The organism is Pigmentiphaga litoralis, assembly GCF_014651835.1.
In the GTDB taxonomy this organism is placed as follows: domain Bacteria; phylum Pseudomonadota; class Gammaproteobacteria; order Burkholderiales; family Burkholderiaceae_B; genus Pigmentiphaga; species Pigmentiphaga litoralis.
In genome coordinates this window covers 655,755-674,386 of the sequence record NZ_BMXQ01000001.1, presented here as the reverse complement: position 1 = coordinate 674,386, position 18,632 = coordinate 655,755, and the positions used below count along the sequence as shown (strand labels likewise).

The window sequence follows — 18,632 nt, the reverse complement described above, 5'->3', positions numbered from 1 at the left end:
GCGAGGAACCATGCCTTCATCCCAACCTACCGTCGTCATCAGCGCCACCCTGCCGGCCGACCTGCGTGCCAAAGTCGCCGCCGCCTGCCGCATCATCGACCTGCCGCCCGGCACGTCCTTGAGCGAAGGCGTGCCGGCCGCCGACCGTGCCCTGATCGAAGGGGTGCTGTGCACCCTCAAGACATCGATCGGCAAGGACCAGCTGGCCGCCCTGCCCAAGCTGCGCGTGGTTTCCAACTATGCGGTCGGCTTCGACAACATCAGCGTGCCAATGGCGTCCGAGCACGAGGTCCTTGTCTGCAACACGCCGGGCGTGCTGGACCGCGCCGTGGCGGACCTGACCATCGGCCTGCTGATCTGCCTGGCGCGCGGCATGGTCGCTGGCGACGCCTTCGTGCGCAGTGGCGCATGGACCAAGGGCGCCGCGCCGCTGACCATGGACATCGCCGGCAAGACACTCGGCCTGCTCGGCATGGGCCGCATCGGCACGCTGGTGGCCCGCACTGCCAAGGCCTTCGACATGAAGGTTGTCTATCACAACCGTCGCCGCGACGAGGCCGCCGAAGCCGAAGGCCTGGCGACCTATGTCGAGCGCGACGCCTTGTTCAGCCAGTCCGACGTCATCAGCGTGCACATTCCGCTGTCGCCGGAAACCCGCGGCGCCGTCGGCAAGGCAGAACTGGAGCTGATGAAGCCCACGGCCTACCTCATCAACACGGCACGCGGCCCGGTGGTCGACGAAGCGGCGCTGATCGCGCATCTGCAGCAAGGCAAGATCGCGGGCGCGGGGCTCGACGTCATGGAAAAGGAACCCCTGCCCGCCGACAGCCCGCTGTGCAGCCTCCCGAACGTGGTCCTGCAGGCCCACGTCGGCAGCGGCACGGTCGAAACCCGCCGCGCCATGATGGACCTGGCCGTTGCCAACCTGCTCGACGCGCTGGGCGGCACCCCGCCAAAGGCCATGGTCAACCCCGACACGTGGACCGCTGCCCAACGCCGCGCCGCCTGATCGCCTGCCAGGTCGTTCCGGTCACCTATCTTCAAGGACACGCATTGCCATGAGTCAGATCCTGCAGCAGATGACCGGCATCCAGCCGGAAGTCGCCATCGAAGCCATTCCGTCGGACGAGCGCGTCTGGGTGCTCCAGGCGCCCAACGTCTGGTTCCGGCCACTGTTCTTCAACACGCTGTCCGGGGGCTGGTGCAATCTGTTGCGCGTCCGCCGTTCGGGCGTGCTGAGCCGCCACATCCACCCCGCGCCGGTGTTCGCCTACGTCATCAAGGGGTCGTGGCGCTACCTGGAACACGACTGGGTCGCGTCCGCCGGCACCTTCGCGTTCGAGCCGCCCGGCGAGATCCACACCCTGGTCGTTGACGCCGACAACGAGAGCGACGAGATGATCACGTTTTTCAATGTCAGCGGCGCCATGATCTATCTCGATGACGCGGGCCGCCAGGTCGGTTATGAAGATGTCTTCAACAAGATCGACATGTGCCGCAAGCACTACCGCGACGTGGGCCTGGGCGAGGACTACGTCGACCAGTTCATCCGATAGCTGCGGCGGCACGTTAGGAACCTTCAATTGCTTTGAGGCACCATGGATCGTCGAACCGTACTGAAAGTCATTGGTAGCACGGCAGCCCTCGCCTGGGACCTGCCCGTCTTCGCGCAAGAGACCTATCCCACCCGTCCCTTGCGTATTGTCGTGCCGTACACGGCCGGCGGCGTGACCGACGTCGCCGCGCGCATCGTGGGCGACATCCTTTTCCGGAAGTATGGTCAGCCGGCCGTCATCGAGAACCGCGCCGGCGGCAGCGGCGTGATCGGCGCGCAGTACGTCGCCCATGCACCCGCCGATGGCTACACGCTGATCGTGGGCGGCCTGGGCGGCAACGTCATCCTGCCGGTCACGGTGCGCAACCTGCCGCTGGACATCAAGGCGTCCTTCGTGCCGGTGGCGCAGGTGGCCGAATTCGTCAACGTGCTGGTGGTTGCCCAGTCGCATCCTGCCAACAGCGTGGCCGAGCTCATCGCCTACGCCAAACGTTCGTCCAAGCCGCTGGGCTATGGTACCAATGGCCTGGGCACGTCGTCGCACCTGACGACCGAACTGTTCGCGCTGACCGCCGGGCTGACCCTGATGCATGCGCCGTACAAGGGCAGCAACGAGGCCTTGGTGGACACCGTCAATGGCAACCTCGACTTCTGTTTTTCGAACCTGCCGCCGGTGCTTCCGCTCCTGAAAGCAGGGAAGCTCAAGGCCCTGGCGGTGACAAGCTCCTATCGTTCCAGGCACCTACCCAATGTCATGACAATGGGAGAAGCCGGAATCGCCGACTTTTCGGTCACGAGCTGGCTGGGGATCTATGGCCCGTCGAAAATGCCCCCGGGCATCGTCGCGCAACTGGGCAAGGACATCTCGGAAGGGCTGAAGGCGCCCGACATGCAGGCCAAGGTCGAAGCGGCAGGCTTCGAGCCGCGGCCGCTCGATGCGAACGCCTTCGCGCGCCTGAACGATGCGGAATATGCCCGATGGGAAGGGATCGCCAGGAAGGCAAACGTGTCGCTGGAGTTCGGCAAGTAGGGGTCACGCCACCGCGCCGCCCGATCGACTCTCCTCCCCCACCTTGCGCAGCGTTGCGCCGATCTGCAGCGCGGCGATATGACTGCGCAACCACGTATTGGCCGTGTCCTCATGAAAGCGCCCGTGCCAGAACTGGCGGATGTGGGAGTGGGGTGTCTCGAAAGGCAGCGGGCACCACGTCACGCCCTTTGACGCAGTGACGGCATGCGCGATCACCTCGGGCACCGTTACCACCAGATCGGACTGCGCCATCACGGTCGCCAGCACAAGGTAGTTCGGCACGCTCAGCGCCACGTCACGGCGGCTGCCCTGCTTGTCCAGCTCCTGGTCGATACCCAGGTCCGTGCGATTGGCCGACACCACCAGGTGCCGCGCGGCAATGTATTCCTCCAGCGTGATGTTCGCGCCCGCCTTGCGAAAGTCCCGGCCCATCACACAGACATGCTTGTCCACCCACAGGCCGGACTGATAGAAGCCGCTTTGCAGTTCCTGCAGATTGCCCACGGCCAGATCGGCATCACCGCTTTCCAGCGCGCCCCGATACTGATCGCGCGGAATGTTGCTGACATGCAGGTTGACGCCCGGCGCTTCCCGCTTGAGCCGCGCGACCAGGGGCGGCAGGACCAGGAACTGCGCAAAGTCGGACATGAGCAAGGTAAAGCTGCGGGTCGTGGTCGCCGGATCGAAACCAGTCGCCTGCTCCAGTCCGTTGCGCACCAGTTCCAGCGCACGCAGCACATTCACCGACAGGTCCGTGGCGAAAGGTGTCGGCTCCATGCCCGCCTGGGTCCGCACGAACAGCGGATCGCCGCACTGCGTGCGTAGCCGCACCAGCGCATTGCTCATGGAAGGTTGAGACAGACCGACGCGCCGACCCGCACGCGTCACGTTCCGTTCGATGTAAAGCGCTTCGAAAACCGGAAGCAGGTTGAGGTCGAGTTTGCTAATGTCCATGGCGGGAAAACTATATATGCTGACAGCACAGCAGGCAATGCTGCAGACGCCGCGCTTCCTGCCCGTTTTGTCCGCCGGACCGCCGTTCTGCCAGGCTGACCGCCTTCCCTTCGTTTCCAGTCCGGAGCACCCGTATGCAGATTCGCGCCATGACCCTGGCCGACCACGACGCCGTGGCTGCGTCATGGCAGGCCAAGACTTTCGGACGGCATCGCCGCGACATCCACCGGTACTTATTCACCACACCCGGCGATGTGAACGCGTAGGCACCTGACCAAGCACGCCGGGCCTGCCGCGTCGTTGCGACACACCCATAAAAAAGGGAGGCCGAAGCCTCCCTTTCTTACCTGCCGGCGCGCCCTGGCGCCGCCGGCATGTGATGCTCAGGCGCGGCGGCGCACCATGCTGTAGATCACCAGCAGGATGACTGCACCGACCACCGACGCAATCCAGCCAGCAGGTTCGCCTTCGCCATACCATCCCAGTGCACGGCCCAGATAACCGGCCACCAGCGCGCCAGCGATACCCAGCACGATCGTCATGACCCAGCCCAGCTTGTCATCGCCCGGTTTTACCGCGCGTGCAATTAGGCCAACGACAAATCCTACGATGATGGTGCCGATAAGAGAAAACATGGACTGCTCCTTGGGATACGGGTGGGACCGCGCACTGCACCATGCAACACGCGGTGGCAGTGGCGGCCGAGCAAGTATCGTTCCCGCAGATGACGATGGCAAGACGAAAGCCCGGCAAACACCGGTGCATCAAGGGATGCGCCCGGCCTCGTACGGCTGCCTTGTCCTCGACGTTCCGTTACAGCGCCCGCGTGTCCAGGCCAACCTTTCCATAAATTTCGTTGATATGCTGCTTGACTGACTCAGGCGTGTCGTCATTCTCCGGCTTGTGATTCCACCCGACCGCGGCGCGCGCATATTGCCCGATGATCTCATCCTGGTCCGATGTCGCCCCACTGATGCCGTAGGCGCCCACCATCTCGTCGCCCTTGAAGATCGGCGCGCAGCCGCCCGACGCGACGATTTGTCCATTCGAGAACACTGACGCGTTCATCATCATCTGGGGATTCCGTTCCTTGAACCATTGCTGGATGATCAAGCCGTCCTGGAAGCGCGGGCTCATGGACCGGAATGCCGCCACCGTGTACGCCTTGGCGCGCGCCGTATCGGGCGTAATGAAGCCCGCGTCGTCCATCCGCTCAAGCGCGATCAGATGCCCTTCTGCGCTGACCACCGCCATCGACAGTGGCACACCCATCTCGGCGGCCTTCTCGGTGACCGCAAGAAAAAACGTACGGCATTCTGCAATCGTGACTTTCGCCATCATTCGACTCCTAAAAATCCATCAATCCAGTTTCACGCCCGCGGTCTGCATGACCTTGGCGTACTTGTCCACTTCCGTAGCGATATAGCGGCCGAACGGCGCGGGGCCTGCATCGACCGGTTCAATGCCTTGCGCCTGAAACTGCGCCTTGACCGTGGTGGCGCTCACTGCAGTCTTGACCGCCTCGGCCAGCTTGCGCGTCACGGCCTCGGGCGTGCCGACCGGCGCAGCCAGTCCGAACCACACTGACGAATCGAAGCCCTTCAATCCCGCCTCGGCGATGGTGGGCACGTTCGGCAAGGTCGCTGTGCGAGAGGGGCTGGCCACGCCCAATGCTTCCAGCTTGCCGGCCTGGATGTGGGGCAGCACCGTCGACGCCGGACCGAACATGATCGCCACCTGACCGCCCAGCAGATCGGCCACGGCGGGCGAACTGCCCCGATACGGGATATGCAGCAGCTGCACCCCGGCCATCGACGCGAAGAGTTCACCCGCCAGATGCGGCGATGTGCCGTTGCCCGATGACGCGAACGTGATACCGCCCGGCTTGGCCTTGGCCGCCGCGATCAACTCGGGCACCGTCTTGACCTTCAATGACGGGTGCGCCACCAGTACGTTCGGCACGTTGCCCATCATGGCAACCGGCGCGAAGCTGCGCGTCACGTCGATGAACGATGCGCTCTTCGAGCTGGTATTGATGGCATTGGCAATCGTGACAACGAACAAGGAATACCCATCCGGCGGTGCGGCCGCCACTTGCCGTGCCGCGATGTCGCTGCTCGCACCCGGCTTGTTCTCGACCACCACCGACTGGCCCAGAGTTTCGGCCAGGCTGTTCGCGATCACGCGCGTGGCGACGTCGGTAGAACTGCCTGCCGGGAATCCTACGGTGATTTTGATGGGCCGGGAGGGAAAGGCGTCCTGGGCCGTCGCAGCCACCGGTGCAAGCGCCATGGCCGCAGCCATGACGATCCCTGCGTGTCGAGTGTTCATGTCGTCTCCTTGATTGGCAAGGCGTTCTTGCGCCCTGCTCGTTGTGTGCGTTCCGTGCGCCGTGCGCCGTGGTCGCCGGGTAGTGCGTCGCGCTGTCTGCTTCGACGCGCTGCCTGCACCGCCATTACAAGGCTGGAGGATTTATAATTCAAACGAATCTTTCTTATATTTCAATGAGCAGAGCTCATGAATCTGACCGTTCGACAACTACAGGCTTTCGTTCACGTTGCCCGCCTGGGCAGCTTCACCAAAGCCGCCCAGGCCATGCACCTGACGCAATCCGCGCTGAGCCTGCTCATACGCGAGCTTGAAACCGCGCTGGACACGCGGTTGATCGACCGCACCACTCGCAGCGTCAGTCCCACCGCGGTCGGCATCGAATTCCTGTCAAGCGCCGAACGCATCCTGGACGACCTGACCCACGCCATCGCCAACGTGGATCAACTGGTGGCCCAGCAGAAGGGCCGCGTGGTGGTCGCGGCGCCGCTGGTCCTGTCGAGCACCTATCTGCCTCGCGTCCTTGCGGGCTTTCGCAAGCGCTACCCCGGCATCGAACTCGCCTTGCGCGACTCGCTGCCCGACGAGGTGCTGCCGCGCGTCAAGAGCGGCGCGGCCGACATCGGCATCGGCACCTTTGACGACAGCGAACCGGACCTGGGCCGGGTGCTCCTGTTTCGTGAATCGCTGGTGGCTGTATTCCCGAAAGACCATGCGTTCGCCCGGGTGCGCAGGCTGGCGTGGCGGCAGCTGGCCGACGTGCCCACGCTCGCCCTTCCCCGCGGCAGTGTCTTCCGGGACCTGGCCGAGCGCGGATGCGCCGACGCCGGCATCAGTCTTTCGCCGGCGTTTGAAGCCACCTATGTGGGCACCCTGATCGGGATGGTGGGCGCGGGCCTGGGCGTTGCGGTCGTGCCCGGCTACGCCACGGCCTTGGCCGATGCGCAAACGACCGCATGGAAATCGCTGGAACAACCCGTGGTGCAGCGCGACGTGGCGATCGTGCACCGGGCGGGGGTGTCCTTGTCGCCCGCAGCTACGGCCTTCGTGGAATTCCTGCAAGCGGCCGAGCGCGACAGCGGTCGACCCGCCGGGCCGGCCGGACGTCAACGCTTGACGGCAAGACGCAGCGGGAAGAAAGTCGGATTGACCACGGAGCCTTGACCGCGCGGTCGCAGGCCGCAGGCTCTTCATCAAACCTGTCGATTATCGTATTAGCCGATCGTCGTAGAGGTGACGCATACACCGCAAGGAGATCCATCATGGCCGGCATACTCGCCCACAGCCACGCGTTCGGCGGCTTTTCTGCCCCCGACGTCCGGCGCACCGTCGCCTTCTACCGCGACGTCCTGGAACTGGACGCCGCCGAAGAAAACGGCATTGCCCAGATCCATCTGCCCGGTGGCAGCAGCGTCATCTGCTACCCGAAGGCAGACCACGTCCCGGCCACCTTCACCATCCTCAACTTTGCGGTGCCGGACGTCGACGCTGCCGTCGACGCGCTGGTCAAGAAAGGCGTCGTCTTCGAACACTACGATCGGCCCGAGATCCGGACCGACGCCAAAGGCATCAGCCGCGACAACGGCGGGCCGGTCATCGCGTGGTTCAAGGACCCGGCCGGAAACATCCTGTCGGTCCTGGAAGCGAGCTGAAGCGCGCGGCATGGCAAGCGGCGGGTTGCGCGCCGCCTCATGGGGGCACAACCGCTGGCAATGCCGTGCTCAGAACGTCACGGTCACCGACGGCGCGTTCCGGGTCGCGGCGCCGTGATGTACCGCCTCGATGTTGTTGCCGTCCGGGTCGAGCACGAATGCGCCGTAATAGCCGGGGTGATACGGTCGGTATCCCGGCGCACCGTTGTCGGTGCCGCCGTTGGCCAGTGCCGCCTGGTAGTAGGCGTCCACCATCGCGGTGCCGTCCGCCTGGAACGCCAGGTGATGACGGCCGGTCAGCTTGCCCTGCGCCGCCTCGCTGTCGGCTGACGACACAAACAATTCATCTGCCCAGAAATACCCCGGCCCCGTTCCACCTATCGGCACGTTCAGGACGGCGAGCACCGCCTCGTAAAAACGCTGGCTGGCCGGCAGATCGGCCACGACAAGTTGCAGATGATCGATCAACCGGCCGCGATGCAACTGGTTCGTTTCCATGGTGATCTCCTTGGGTTAACCCCTTGTTCCCGACATAATAATTGCTGACACAGCTAAGAAAAAAGCCATAATCCGCCGTAGCGGGACGCAGAGCCTGCGCCACAGGAGACACGCATCATGAGACTGCTTTACCAAGGCATCGCCGCGGGCCTTGCCGCGTCCGTGCTTGCCGTCGGCCACGCTGCCGACGCCCCCTTTCCCGATCGCCCTGTCAAGATCGTCATCGGCTTTCCGCCGGGCAGCGCGACCGACGTCGCCACACGCATCATCGCGAACAAAATGAGTGATCTGCTCGGCCAGCCCACGGTGGTCGAGAACAAACCCGGCGCCAGTACCAACATTGCCGCAGCCCAGGTCGCGCGCGCCGCGCCCGACGGCTACACGCTCTTCATGGCGGGCAACTCCAACTCGGTCAACCCGGCGCTGCTCAAGAACGTGCCGGTCGACATGTTCCGGGACTTCACTCCAGTAGGGCTGGCGGCCACCGTGCCAAGCATCCTGGTGGTCGCGCCGAGCCTGGGCGTCACCTCGGTGCCCGAACTGATCGCTGCCGCCAAGCGTGCGCCGGGCAAGATCTTTTTCGCCTCATCCGGCGTTGCCACCACGTCGCATCTGTCGGGCGAACTGTTCGGCATGACCACCGGCGCCAAAATGACCCATGTTCCGTACAAAGGGAGCAACCAGGTCATCACCGACCTGCTCGCCGGATCGGTGCCTGTCATGTTCGCACCCGCGCCCACCGTGCTGGCCTTCGTCAAGGAAAACAAATTGACCGCGCTGGCCACCACCGGCCTTGCCCGGTCCAGGCTGTTGCCCGACCTGCCCACGGTGGCCGAGGCTGGCGTCAAGGACTACGAAACGCGCATCTGGTTCGGTCTTGTCGCGCCCGCCGGCACGCCGCAGCCCGTCGTGCAGAAACTGTCCGGCGCGCTCGACGCCGCCACCGACAGCCAGGACGTTCGCGACCAACTGGCGGCGCAAGGCATCGAACCCTTCAAGGGCGACGCCAAGGAGTTTGCACGCTACATGCAGCAGGAAACGCGCAAGTGGGCCGAGGTCATCAAGACCAGCGGCATCACGGTGGAATGACGTGGGCGGTCAGTCAAAACCCCGTCGCCATCGACGAAACCGATCACGGAGACAAACTTGAACACGCTCAAACAATGGATAGGCGGCACCGACCTGATCGTTGCTCCCGTCGCCCTGAACCCCATGATGGCCCGCCTGGCGCAAGACGCCGGCTTTCACGCCGCCTACGTCAGCGGGGGGTCACTGGGCTGGTTGAAATGCGTGACCGAGGCAAACCTGAGCCTGCATGAAATGGCGCAGCTCGGCCTGGACATCCGGTCCGCCTGCGATATTCCTTTAGTGCTCGACGCAGGCGGCGGCTGGGGCGACCCGGTGCACATGCACCGCACCATGGCCCTGTCGGAGGCCGCCGGCTACGCCGCCCTGGAAGTCGAAGACCAATACCTGCCCCGCCGCGTGCACCACCATCTTGGCGTGGAACGCCTCATCGACTCCGACCTGATGGTCCAGAAAATCCGCGAACTCGCCGCCGCTCGTAAGAATCCCGACACCCTCATCATCGCTCGCACCAATGCCATCCGCGGAGGGGGCATGGATGACGCCCTGCGCCGCGCCGAAGCCTTCCACAAAGCCGGCGCCGACATGCTCTTCGTCCACACCCGCGACCCCGAGCAGATGCGCTACCTGGGCGAACGCCTGCCCGCGCCGCTCATGATCTTTGCGCCCGGTGATGGCTTTTCCACATTTGCCCTGTCACGCACCGACCTGGCCGGGCTCGGCTACCGCCTCGCCGCGTCGTCAGGTTCCGCCTTTGCTGCCATGTACAAGGCGGTCAAGGAATCGTACGAATGCCTGGCCAACGACACGCCCAACCCCTACATGGCGCCGGGCGAGGTGGGCAGGCAGATGAAAGCAGCCCATGCAACGAGCCGATTACAGGACCTGATTGATGTTGAGCGGGCTACGACTGGCGATTAAAACCGAGCTAATAGACATTCATGGTTGCAGCGCTGACAACATTCACGACCCAGGTTAATTCTAATCCAGTGGCAGCTATAAATGCCGACCCTTCGAACATAAGCCGTTTGAACTTCTTTTGCTTTCGAGCATTAATACAACATGATTAGGGTCCGCTAACGGACCAGCGTTGCGATTTTTCGGACCCTTAAAAACAACGCCTTTTAACTGGTTACTTTCGCCTGCACGTCATATAAAATGCCGCGTCACAAATGAACTTCGGGCGTGCAGAATGTCTCTTGAGTATGGCGATGTTATTAGTTTGCTGCAAAGCAGGGGAATCAAGATCAGCGACGGGGTAAGGCTTATGCGCCATACCTCCAAAGAATACCGGGACATGCCCCTTTATTTCGGTACGGAAGCCTTTTCCCTGTATCAGTCTGTACAAGACCATGCCTATCCCATAGGAAGCCACGTCGTCGGATTTTACGGAGACCGACCTGGACATGGCTTACTTGTCGGGATTTGGCGAGTAGATGAGACAATGGATTCGGCAACTGCTGAAAGTCTCGGTCTCCTCGCGAACGCAGCTGAAGGCCTTGGTCGGATTGGAAAGTTTTATAACCGTCTCACTGAGCTGGATTTGCTTGATGATCTGTTTTTGCGACTGGAAATCACCTGGACAGGCAAAGAACGCTCATGGAAACGGAAACTCGAACTCGGGCAGCTATATCTAATACGCATGCTTGATGCATGCCCTATCGAGCCCCTGCTGCAACCGCCAGCACTGAACCGCTTGACCCGTGCTACAGAACTTGCCGAAGATGACGAAGATCGTTTATCAAATTCGGAGGTGGCGCTTAAAGCGCTGGAGTCAGATCTTGATTTTCTAGGTTTGCCGGAAACCACGCGCGCTGCCATCATCCTAGCTCGACTAGGGCAAGGGAAATTTAGAGACGGGGTGATAGCCAGATGGAAACGTTGTGCGGTCACGAAGTGCGACATGCTAAGTGCACTTGTTGCCTCGCATGTCATACCTTGGCGTGACGCCAGCAATGAAGCCCGAATCGACCCACATAACGGACTTTTGTTGACGCCGAATCTAGACAAGTTGTTTGACCGGCATTTAATCAGCTTCGAGCCAACGGGAAAAATCCTTTTGTCTCGTTCAATAGGTTTAGCAAATATTCGCAGGTTAGGCTTGGATCCGAACATGCGGCTAACAAAGGTTGACGCCGAACTGGTCCCGTATTTGCAGGTCCACATGGAACGGTTTCAGCAAAATGAAACGGCACGGTCAGCGTTCGTCGCCCAGCCGCGTTGTAACTAGGAAAGGCCGCGTTACCTTGACAAACTGCGCACCGCCTCCATCTGCATCCGATGCGCGTCCGCCCTTTCAGCTTGTCAGAGAGTTTCCACCCCGCCGTCACCGCGTGGTTCAGTTCCGCATTCACCGAACCCACCCCTGCGCAGCAGCAAGCCTGGCCGCTGATTCAATCCGGCCAATCGACCCTGATCGCCGCCCCCACCGGCTCTGGCAAGACGCTGACCGCCTTCCTGGCCGCGCTGGATACTCTGGTCCGCGAGGCCATCAAGCACAACGGCGCGCTTCCCGACGAAACCACCGTCGTCTACATCTCCCCGCTTAAAGCCCTGTCCAACGACATCCGCATCAACCTGGAACGCCCGCTCCAAGGCATTACGGATGCACTGACCAGGCTCGGGCTGCCGGCCCCCGGCATCCGCACCGCCGTCCGCACAGGGGATACCACCCAGCAGGAACGCACGGCCATGCGCAAGCGGGCGCCGCATATTCTGGTGACGACGCCGGAGTCCCTGTACGTGCTGCTCGGCTCCGACAGCGGCCGGGGCATGTTGAAGACGACGCGGACGGTGATCGTTGATGAAATCCACGCGGTGGCGGGCAGCAAGCGGGGTAGCCACCTGGCGTTGAGTCTGGAACGTCTCGACGCGCTGTGCGCCGCGCCGCCGGTGCGCATCGGCCTGTCGGCCACACAGAAGCCGCTGGATGCCGTGGCGCGCTTCCTGGTCGGCGCGGACCGCCCGTGCGCTGTGGTGGATATCGGGCATGGCCGGCCGCGGGACCTGGCGCTGGAACTGCCGCCGGTGCCGCTGGAAGCGGTCATGGCCAACGACGTCTGGGAGCGTGTCTACGACCGGATGGCCGAACTGGCCATCCTGCACCGCACGACGCTGCTGTTCGTGAACACGCGGCGCATGGCCGAGCGGACGGCGCGGCATCTGGCGGACCGCCTGGGGCCGGAACTGGTGGCGGCGCACCACGGCAGTCTGGCGAAGGAAACGCGCCTGGATGCGGAGCAACGGCTCAAACGTGGCGAACTCAGGGTGCTGATCGCGACGGCTTCGCTGGAACTGGGCATCGATATCGGCGATGTCGACCTGGTCTGCCAGGTCGGTTCGCCGCGCAGCATCGCAGCCTTCCTGCAGCGCGTCGGAAGGTCGGGTCACCATGTGGGTGGCACACCCAAGGGCCGGCTGTTTCCAACGTCGCGGGATGACCTGATCGAGTGCACGGCCTTGCTCGATTGTGTGCGGCGTGGCGAACTCGATACCCTGCGGATTCCGCAGGCACCGCTGGACGTGCTGGCGCAGCAGATCGTGGCCGAGGTCGCGTCACGGGAATGGGCGGAGTCCGACCTGTACGACACGGTCCGCCGCGCGGCGCCGTATGCGCAGCTACCGCGTCCCAGCTTCGACGCGGTGATTCGCATGCTGGCAGAGGGGTACGCCGGCAGCAATGGTGTTCGCGGCGCCTACTTGCATCGCGATTCCGTTGCTGGAACGGTGCGTGCGCGACGGGGCGGAAAGCTGACGGCCGTCACCTCGGGCGGGACCATTCCGGACAACGCCGATTTTGCCGTGCTCCTGGAACCGCAGGGACTTTCCATCGGTACGGTCAACGAGGACTTCGCGGTCGAAAGCCTGGCCGGAGATGTCTTCCAGTTGGGAAACACGTCGTACCGGATCGTCAAGGTCGAGAGCGGCAAGGTCCGGGTCGAAGACGCACACGGCGCAGCGCCGAACATCCCGTTCTGGCTGGGCGAAGCGCCGGGGCGCAGCGACGAATTGTCGATGGGTGTGGGCCGCTTGCTGGCTGCGATTGACCGGTCATTGGGACTTTCGAACAACCGGACAGATCGGGCGGGGCAGGAAGCGGCACCCGAATCAGCACACCAAGCAGGCGACGACGCAGCAACCGAAGCAGCAAATGAGCCTGTGTCGGCGCCAAACCTGGATGCCGCAATCGACATGCTGGTCGGCGAGGTGGGCGTTTCCCAGGCTGCCGCGACACAAATCGTTGACTACCTGGCCCGCGCCCGGTCCGCACTGGGCGCCCTCCCCAGCCAGGACACCCTGGTCATGGAGCGGTTTTTCGACGAAAGCGGCGGCATGCAACTGGTCATCCACTCCCCCTTCGGCAGCCGGGTCAACCGCGCCTGGGGACTGGCGCTGCGAAAGCGTCTTTGCCGCACGTTCAATTTTGAGCTGCAGGCAGCCGCGACCGAAGACGCCATCGTGCTGTCCTTGTCGACGCAGCACAGCTTTGCGCTGGACGAGGTCTGGCGCTACCTGCGCAGCGATAGCGCCGAACACGTCCTGATCCAGGCGCTGCTGGACGCACCGCTGTTCAACGTGCGGTGGCGCTGGAACGCGACAACGGCGTTGGCCTTGCCGCGCTTTACCGGCGGCCGCAAGGTCGCGCCGCCCTTGCAGCGGATGCGCAGCGACGACCTGCTGACGTCCGTGTTTCCGGACCAGGCGGCCTGCCTGGAAAACGTCGTGGGTGAGCGGGAAATCCCTAGCCACCCGTTGGTGGACCAGACGCTGGACGATTGCCTGCATGACGCGATGGACAGCGAGGTCTGGCTGACGCTGCTGCGGCGGATCGAGCAAGGCCAGGTGCGGCTGATGGCCCGCGATCTGCCCGCGCCATCTCCGCTTGCCATGGAAATCCTGAACGCCCACCCCTACGCCTTCCTGGATGACGCGCCGCTCGAGGAACGCCGCACCCAGGCCGTCCGCAACCGCCGCTGGACCGACCCGTCGTCGCCGGATGACCTGGGCGCGCTGGACGCGCAGGCCATTGCCGATGTCCTGGCCGAAGCGTGGCCCCAGGTGCGCAACGCCGACGAAATGCATGAAGCGTTGATGGCGTTGGGGTGCATGACGCAAGATGAAGCCCGGCGGGGCAGCGGCGCGGTGGACCGTGACGACCGGACAGCGCTGCCGGCGTCCAGGCTTCCGATCGAAGCGACGTCAGGTTGCGATGAGGGCTGGACGCCCTGGCTTCACGCGCTGGCTGCCAGCGGCCGCGCCTTGCTTGTTGAGCCCGGTCCGGCTGCTGAAGCCTCTCCTTCCAGCGCGGCCCTCTGGGTGCCGCTTGAACGCCTTCCCCAGTTCCGGCTGGTCTACCCTCACGGCAACAGCCCTGGGGCAAAGAACAACGAGGTCTTCGACGAACATACCCCGGAAGCCGCCGTCACCGAGATCATCCGCGCCCGCCTGTCCGGCATTGGCCCTGTGACGCCCGACGCCCTTGCCACCCCGCTCTCCCTGGATCTTCACACCGTCAACGCAGCATTGGCCCGGCTGGAAGCCCAGGGCGCGGTCCTCCGCGGCCGGTTCACCCCCAGCGCGTCGGCCGAAGAATGGTGCGACCGCCACCTGTTGGCCCGCATCCACCGCTACACCATCCGCCGACTGCGCCGCGACATCGAGCCCGTCGAGCGCCAGGACTTCATGCGTTTCCTGATGGAATGGCAGCATCTGACACCCGACACGCGTCTGCAAGGCCCGGAAGCGGTGTCTGAAGCCGTCGCACAGCTGGAAGGCTACGACGCGGCAGCCGCCGCCTGGGAAGGCCAGTTGCTGCCTGCCCGTGTCACCGACTATTCCCCCTCATGGCTCGACGACCTGTGCCGCGCTGGAAAGGTGGTCTGGACGCGCCTGGCCGGGCAGTCGCGAGCGACCGGGGGTCCGGTGCGCGGCACGCCGATCGTGCTGCTCCCGCGGCGTCACCTGGGCACGTGGACGTCTTTGCCCACCCTGGCTGGCGAGCCCGAGGTGTCCCCGAGAGCCGGCAAGGTCCATGCGGCGCTGGTGCAATACGGGGCCATGTTCTTCGACGAACTGGTCACCGAAGCCCGCCTGTTGCCGACCGAACTGGAAAACGCACTGGGCGAACTGGTATCCGCCGGCCTCGTCAACGCCGACAGCTTCGCCGGCCTGCGCGCCTTGCTGCTGCCGGCCACGCAGCGCATCAGTCCTGGAAAACGGCGCGGGAGAGGCGGTTTTCGCCCCGCCACCATGGACGAGGCGGGCCGATGGGCGGCGTTACGCAAGCCAAGACCGGACCAAGCGGCGCAACACGACGTCGGGCAGGGTTCCGCACCCCGCCGCCCCCGTACCGACAACGCCACCCTGGAACACATCGCCCAGGTGCTGCTTCGCCGCTATGGGGTCGTTTTCTGGCGCATCCTGGAGCGCGAGCCGGACTGGCTGCCGCCCTGGCGGGATCTGTTGCAGGTCTTGCACCGGATGGAGGCCCGCGGCGAGATACGTGGCGGACGCTTCGTGGGCGGCCTTTCGGGCGAACAATTTGCGCTGCCCGAGGCCATCCCGCTGCTACGAAGCATACGCAAGCGCCCGCTGGACGGCACGCTGGTCGCCGTGTCGGCCACCGACCCGGTCAACCTGGTCGGCACCGTCCTGCCCGGGGACAAGGTCCCGTCCCTGGCAGCCAACCGCCTGGTGTTCAGGGACGGCCTGCCCGTGGCAACACTGATCGGCGGTGACGTCACCATGATGGAATCCGTATCCGCAGGCGACCGCCCGGCCATCGAAGCCGCGCTGCAGTCCCGCCGGTAAAAACCGGGGGCGCAAACAAAAAGCCGGCCGGTCCTGTTACGGAACCGGCCGGCTTTCACCCGCCTTTCAAAACTGCGTGACGTCTTACGACCAGTCGCGCGCTTCGAAATTCTTGTTGATCCGCAGGGCCAGCAGCGTGCAGGCCGCGCCGGACAGCAGATAGGCGCTCAGATAGACCAGACCGTAGTTGGCCGACAGGCCCAGTGCCACCAGCGGTGCGAACGCTGCGCCGATGAGCCATGCAAAGTCGGACGTCAGTGCCGCACCCGTGTAACGGAAGCGTGGCAGGAAGTTGGCGGTCACCGTACCCGATGACTGGCCATACGACACACCCAGCAACGCAAAGCCGATCAGGATGAACGCGTCTTGCGCCAGCGGACTGCCATCGATCAGCCACGGTGCAAACACGGCAAAGATACCGATGAGCACGGCCAGGATACCCAGCGTGGTGCGGCGGCCGATCCGGTCGGCGATCAGGCCCGAGGCAATCGTTGCCCCAATGCCGACAAACGCGCCGATGACCTGCACGAACAACACGTCGGTAATCGATTGCGACGACCGCAGCGAAATCCACGACAGCGGGAACACGGTCACCAGGTGGAACAGCGCATAGCTGGCCAGGGCGGCGAACGCGCCAATGAAGAGGTTGTAACCCTGCGCCTGCACCAGTTCGATAACTGGAACCGGCTCGAGTTCGCCTTCTTCCATCAGCTGCGTGTATTCCTGCGTCAGGACCAGGCGCAGACGGGCAAACAGCGCCACGACGTTGATCGCGAAGGCCACGAAGAAGGGATAACGCCATCCGAAGTCAAGGAAGTCGCCCAGCGACAGTTCGGCATACAAGTACAGGAACAACGCGCTGGCGATCATGAAGCCGATCGGGGCGCCCAGCTGACCGAGCATCGAATACCAGCCGCGACGATCGCGCGGCGCGTTCAAGGCCAGCAGCGACGGCAGGCCGTCCCACGAACCACCGAACGCCACGCCCTGCATCACACGGAAGATCGCGAGCAGGATGATCGAGGCGCTGCCCAGCGAGGCATACCCCGGCAGGAAGGCCATGCCGCAGGTGGCGGTGCCCAGCAGGAACAGGGCGGCCGTCAGTTTGGCGCTTCGCCCCCATCGCCGCTGGATCGCCATGAACAGCGCGGTGCCGATCGGACGGGCCACGAATGCGAACGAGAAGATCACGAACGAGTACAGCGTGCCTTCAAGGCGTTCTTCGAATGGGAAGAACACCGTCGGGAACACCAGCACGCAAGCGATGCCAAATACAAAGAAGTCGAAATATTCAGACGCCCGCCCGATGATCACGCCGATGGCGATCTCACCAGGGGCGACCTTGGAGTGGCTGGTGGTGACCAGCCGGGCGTCGTTCTCCAGTTGTGAGGAGTGCGGCTCTGCGTGGTGCTCATGAGTGGTGCTGGACATCGTGCTTGCTCAGTGATTCGGAATGAGATTGCGCCAATAATGCGCGAACGGCCGTAGGATCGCATTGTCTGCCCTGGGCCGCCATAGGACAAAATGTCCAATTCCGGCCACGCGCAGGTAAGCGTACATTTTGCATCCTTTCCCAAGGTACGTTTTCGTCAATCCGGCAATGCCCACCCTCAAGAAATTTCGCGGACTGCTCTTGCTCCCCGCCGTCGCCATGTTGGCGGGCTGCAACGCGGTACTGCTCTCCCCCTCCGGCGACATCGCCGCCCAGCAACGCGATCTGATCATCTATTCAACGGTGTTGATGCTGATCATTATCGTACCTGTCATCGTGCTGACATTGTTGTTCGCGTGGCGGTACCGCGCGTCCAACAAGGAAGCGACGTATGAGCCGGACTGGGATCACTCCACCCTGCTCGAGCTGTTGATCTGGGCCGCCCCGCTGCTCATCATCATCGCGCTCGGCGCGCTGACCTGGGTCAGCACGCACAAGCTGGATCCGTATCGACCGCTGGATCGGGTCAGCGCCACGCGCGAATTGCCGGCGAACGTCAAGCCGCTGATCGTCGAAGTGGTGGCCCTGGACTGGAAGTGGTTGTTCCTCTACCCGGAACAAGGCATTGCCACGATCAACGAAATGGCGGCGCCGGTCGATCGGCCCATCATGTTCAAGATCACGTCGTCGACCGTGATGAACTCGTTCTTCATCCCTGCCCTGGCCGGCCAGATCTACGCGATGCCAGGCATGGAAACGAAGCTGCACGCCGTGATCAACGAGCCCGGCGACTTCGAAGGTTTCTCGGCCAACTTCAGCGGCGCCGGCTTCTCGGGCATGCGTTTCCGCTTCCATGGCGTCAGCGAAGGTGACTTCGACGCCTGGGTGGCCAAGGCCAAGGCGGACACCGCCGGCGAACTGACCCGCGACGCGTACCTGAAGCTCGAGCAGCCCAGCGAACGGGACCCGGTCAAGTATTTCGCCACCGTGGCGCCTGGCCTTTACGACGCGATCCTGAACCGTTGCGTCGAAGCCAACCGCATGTGCATGAAAGACATGATGGCCGTTGACCAGCGTGGCGGCCTCGGGATGGCCGGTGCGTACAACGTCGCCAAGCTCGACACCGCGTCGCGCAAGCGCCTGGGTATCGACGACAGCAAGGCCAAGACGTATGTCGGCGCCATGTGCACCCCGACCGACCTCTCGGGCTCCGCGAACGCGAGCGTGCCCCTGTGACCGATCGTCTCTCTGTAATTTTCTCCCGCGCTTTCCGCATCGGTACCCAAG

The 18,632-nt window shown here is 63.7% G+C and carries 17 protein-coding genes; 11 read left to right on the top strand and 6 right to left on the bottom strand.

The annotated features are described in order from the left end of the window. The first annotated feature begins 10 nt into the window (after positions 1–10). The 3 genes from IE116_RS02825 to IE116_RS02815 are packed head-to-tail and all read left to right on the top strand — an operon-like array spanning position 11 to position 2,585. Complete coding sequence (locus tag IE116_RS02825; protein WP_189609563.1) at positions 11–1,009, top strand: 2-hydroxyacid dehydrogenase; 999 nt, start codon at positions 11–13, stop codon at positions 1,007–1,009. Positions 1,010–1,058: 49 nt separating this feature from the next. After that, positions 1,059–1,556 carry a 2,4'-dihydroxyacetophenone dioxygenase family protein gene (locus IE116_RS02820; RefSeq protein WP_189609561.1) on the top strand — a complete coding sequence of 166 codons (498 nt, stop codon included), beginning with the start codon at positions 1,059–1,061 and terminating at the stop codon, positions 1,554–1,556. 42 nt (positions 1,557–1,598) lie between these two features. After that, complete coding sequence (locus IE116_RS02815) at positions 1,599–2,585, top strand: Bug family tripartite tricarboxylate transporter substrate binding protein (RefSeq protein WP_189609559.1); 987 nt, start codon at positions 1,599–1,601, stop codon at positions 2,583–2,585. A gap of 3 nt (positions 2,586–2,588) precedes the next feature. Here the strand turns inward: IE116_RS02815 and IE116_RS02810 are convergent, their stop codons facing one another. Further along, complete coding sequence (locus IE116_RS02810) at positions 2,589–3,539, bottom strand: LysR family transcriptional regulator (protein ID WP_189609557.1); 951 nt, start codon at positions 3,537–3,539, stop codon at positions 2,589–2,591. A gap of 134 nt (positions 3,540–3,673) precedes the next feature. On the opposite strand from IE116_RS02810, the gene IE116_RS26040 reads away from it, so the two are divergent. Further along, positions 3,674–3,805: a hypothetical protein gene (locus tag IE116_RS26040; RefSeq protein ID WP_268249227.1), complete on the top strand. Its 132-nt coding sequence runs from the start codon at positions 3,674–3,676 to the stop codon at positions 3,803–3,805. 117 nt (positions 3,806–3,922) lie between these two features. On the opposite strand, the gene IE116_RS02805 is transcribed toward IE116_RS26040, so the two are convergent. From IE116_RS02805 to IE116_RS02795, 3 genes are all read right to left on the bottom strand, one after another. Next, positions 3,923–4,174, bottom strand: coding sequence for a GlsB/YeaQ/YmgE family stress response membrane protein (locus tag IE116_RS02805; protein ID WP_189609555.1), 252 nt, complete (start codon positions 4,172–4,174; stop codon positions 3,923–3,925). A gap of 178 nt (positions 4,175–4,352) precedes the next feature. Continuing rightward, the gene (locus IE116_RS02800; protein WP_229827971.1) at positions 4,353–4,880 is read right to left on the bottom strand and encodes a GlcG/HbpS family heme-binding protein; all 528 of its coding nucleotides are present in this window, start codon (positions 4,878–4,880) and stop codon (positions 4,353–4,355) included. 18 nt (positions 4,881–4,898) lie between these two features. Beyond that, a complete protein-coding gene (locus IE116_RS02795) occupies positions 4,899–5,870 on the bottom strand; it encodes a tripartite tricarboxylate transporter substrate binding protein (protein ID WP_189609553.1) in 972 nt (323 codons plus the stop codon). Positions 5,871–6,056: 186 nt separating this feature from the next. On the opposite strand from IE116_RS02795, the gene IE116_RS02790 reads away from it, so the two are divergent. Beyond that, positions 6,057–7,031, top strand: coding sequence for a LysR family transcriptional regulator (locus tag IE116_RS02790; protein ID WP_189609551.1), 975 nt, complete (start codon positions 6,057–6,059; stop codon positions 7,029–7,031). A 98-nt stretch (positions 7,032–7,129) separates the two neighbouring features. Next, a complete protein-coding gene (locus IE116_RS02785) occupies positions 7,130–7,519 on the top strand; it encodes a VOC family protein (RefSeq protein ID WP_229827970.1) in 390 nt (129 codons plus the stop codon). Between the two features lie 69 nt (positions 7,520–7,588). Here IE116_RS02785 and IE116_RS02780 read toward each other — a convergent pair whose 3' ends face one another. Beyond that, a complete protein-coding gene (locus IE116_RS02780; RefSeq protein ID WP_189609549.1) occupies positions 7,589–8,017 on the bottom strand; it encodes a VOC family protein in 429 nt (142 codons plus the stop codon). A 117-nt stretch (positions 8,018–8,134) separates the two neighbouring features. Here IE116_RS02780 and IE116_RS02775 point away from each other — a divergent pair, with 117 nt between their 5' ends. From IE116_RS02775 to IE116_RS02760, 4 genes are all read left to right on the top strand, one after another. Next, entirely contained in the window at positions 8,135–9,106 is a 972-nt protein-coding gene (locus IE116_RS02775) for a Bug family tripartite tricarboxylate transporter substrate binding protein (RefSeq protein ID WP_189609547.1), read from the top strand. Positions 9,107–9,163: 57 nt separating this feature from the next. Beyond that, complete coding sequence (locus IE116_RS02770; RefSeq protein ID WP_189609545.1) at positions 9,164–10,024, top strand: isocitrate lyase/PEP mutase family protein; 861 nt, start codon at positions 9,164–9,166, stop codon at positions 10,022–10,024. A 271-nt stretch (positions 10,025–10,295) separates the two neighbouring features. Then, the gene (locus IE116_RS02765) at positions 10,296–11,333 is read left to right on the top strand and encodes an HNH endonuclease (RefSeq protein ID WP_189609543.1); all 1,038 of its coding nucleotides are present in this window, start codon (positions 10,296–10,298) and stop codon (positions 11,331–11,333) included. A 50-nt stretch (positions 11,334–11,383) separates the two neighbouring features. Next, entirely contained in the window at positions 11,384–15,913 is a 4,530-nt protein-coding gene (locus IE116_RS02760) for a DEAD/DEAH box helicase (protein ID WP_189609540.1), read from the top strand. Between the two features lie 84 nt (positions 15,914–15,997). Here the strand turns inward: IE116_RS02760 and IE116_RS02755 are convergent, their stop codons facing one another. Further along, positions 15,998–17,344 carry an MFS transporter gene (locus IE116_RS02755; protein ID WP_189609538.1) on the bottom strand — a complete coding sequence of 449 codons (1,347 nt, stop codon included), beginning with the start codon at positions 17,342–17,344 and terminating at the stop codon, positions 15,998–16,000. Positions 17,345–17,513: 169 nt separating this feature from the next. On the opposite strand from IE116_RS02755, the gene cyoA reads away from it, so the two are divergent. Beyond that, the gene (gene cyoA, locus IE116_RS02750; RefSeq protein WP_189609536.1) at positions 17,514–18,581 is read left to right on the top strand and encodes a ubiquinol oxidase subunit II; all 1,068 of its coding nucleotides are present in this window, start codon (positions 17,514–17,516) and stop codon (positions 18,579–18,581) included. The last annotated feature ends 51 nt before the right edge of the window (positions 18,582–18,632 follow it).

What these genes read in the sequence shown, in the direction of transcription:
- IE116_RS26040 (WP_268249227.1), top strand. Translation starts at nt 3,674, where the DNA reads ATGCAGATTCGCGCCATGACCCTGGCCGACCACGACGCCGTGGCTGCG.
- IE116_RS02825 (WP_189609563.1), top strand. Translation starts at nt 11, where the DNA reads ATGCCTTCATCCCAACCTACCGTCGTCATCAGCGCCACCCTGCCGGCC.
- IE116_RS02790 (WP_189609551.1), top strand. Translation starts at nt 6,057, where the DNA reads ATGAATCTGACCGTTCGACAACTACAGGCTTTCGTTCACGTTGCCCGC.
- IE116_RS02755 (WP_189609538.1), bottom strand. Translation starts at nt 17,344, where the DNA reads ATGTCCAGCACCACTCATGAGCACCACGCAGAGCCGCACTCCTCACAA.
- cyoA (WP_189609536.1), top strand. Translation starts at nt 17,514, where the DNA reads ATGCCCACCCTCAAGAAATTTCGCGGACTGCTCTTGCTCCCCGCCGTC.
- IE116_RS02780 (WP_189609549.1), bottom strand. Translation starts at nt 8,017, where the DNA reads ATGGAAACGAACCAGTTGCATCGCGGCCGGTTGATCGATCATCTGCAA.
- IE116_RS02775 (WP_189609547.1), top strand. Translation starts at nt 8,135, where the DNA reads ATGAGACTGCTTTACCAAGGCATCGCCGCGGGCCTTGCCGCGTCCGTG.
- IE116_RS02795 (WP_189609553.1), bottom strand. Translation starts at nt 5,870, where the DNA reads ATGAACACTCGACACGCAGGGATCGTCATGGCTGCGGCCATGGCGCTT.
- IE116_RS02815 (WP_189609559.1), top strand. Translation starts at nt 1,599, where the DNA reads ATGGATCGTCGAACCGTACTGAAAGTCATTGGTAGCACGGCAGCCCTC.
- IE116_RS02765 (WP_189609543.1), top strand. Translation starts at nt 10,296, where the DNA reads ATGTCTCTTGAGTATGGCGATGTTATTAGTTTGCTGCAAAGCAGGGGA.
- IE116_RS02760 (WP_189609540.1), top strand. Translation starts at nt 11,384, where the DNA reads ATGCGCGTCCGCCCTTTCAGCTTGTCAGAGAGTTTCCACCCCGCCGTC.
- IE116_RS02805 (WP_189609555.1), bottom strand. Translation starts at nt 4,174, where the DNA reads ATGTTTTCTCTTATCGGCACCATCATCGTAGGATTTGTCGTTGGCCTA.
- IE116_RS02810 (WP_189609557.1), bottom strand. Translation starts at nt 3,539, where the DNA reads ATGGACATTAGCAAACTCGACCTCAACCTGCTTCCGGTTTTCGAAGCG.
- IE116_RS02800 (WP_229827971.1), bottom strand. Translation starts at nt 4,880, where the DNA reads ATGATGGCGAAAGTCACGATTGCAGAATGCCGTACGTTTTTTCTTGCG.
- IE116_RS02820 (WP_189609561.1), top strand. Translation starts at nt 1,059, where the DNA reads ATGAGTCAGATCCTGCAGCAGATGACCGGCATCCAGCCGGAAGTCGCC.
- IE116_RS02785 (WP_229827970.1), top strand. Translation starts at nt 7,130, where the DNA reads ATGGCCGGCATACTCGCCCACAGCCACGCGTTCGGCGGCTTTTCTGCC.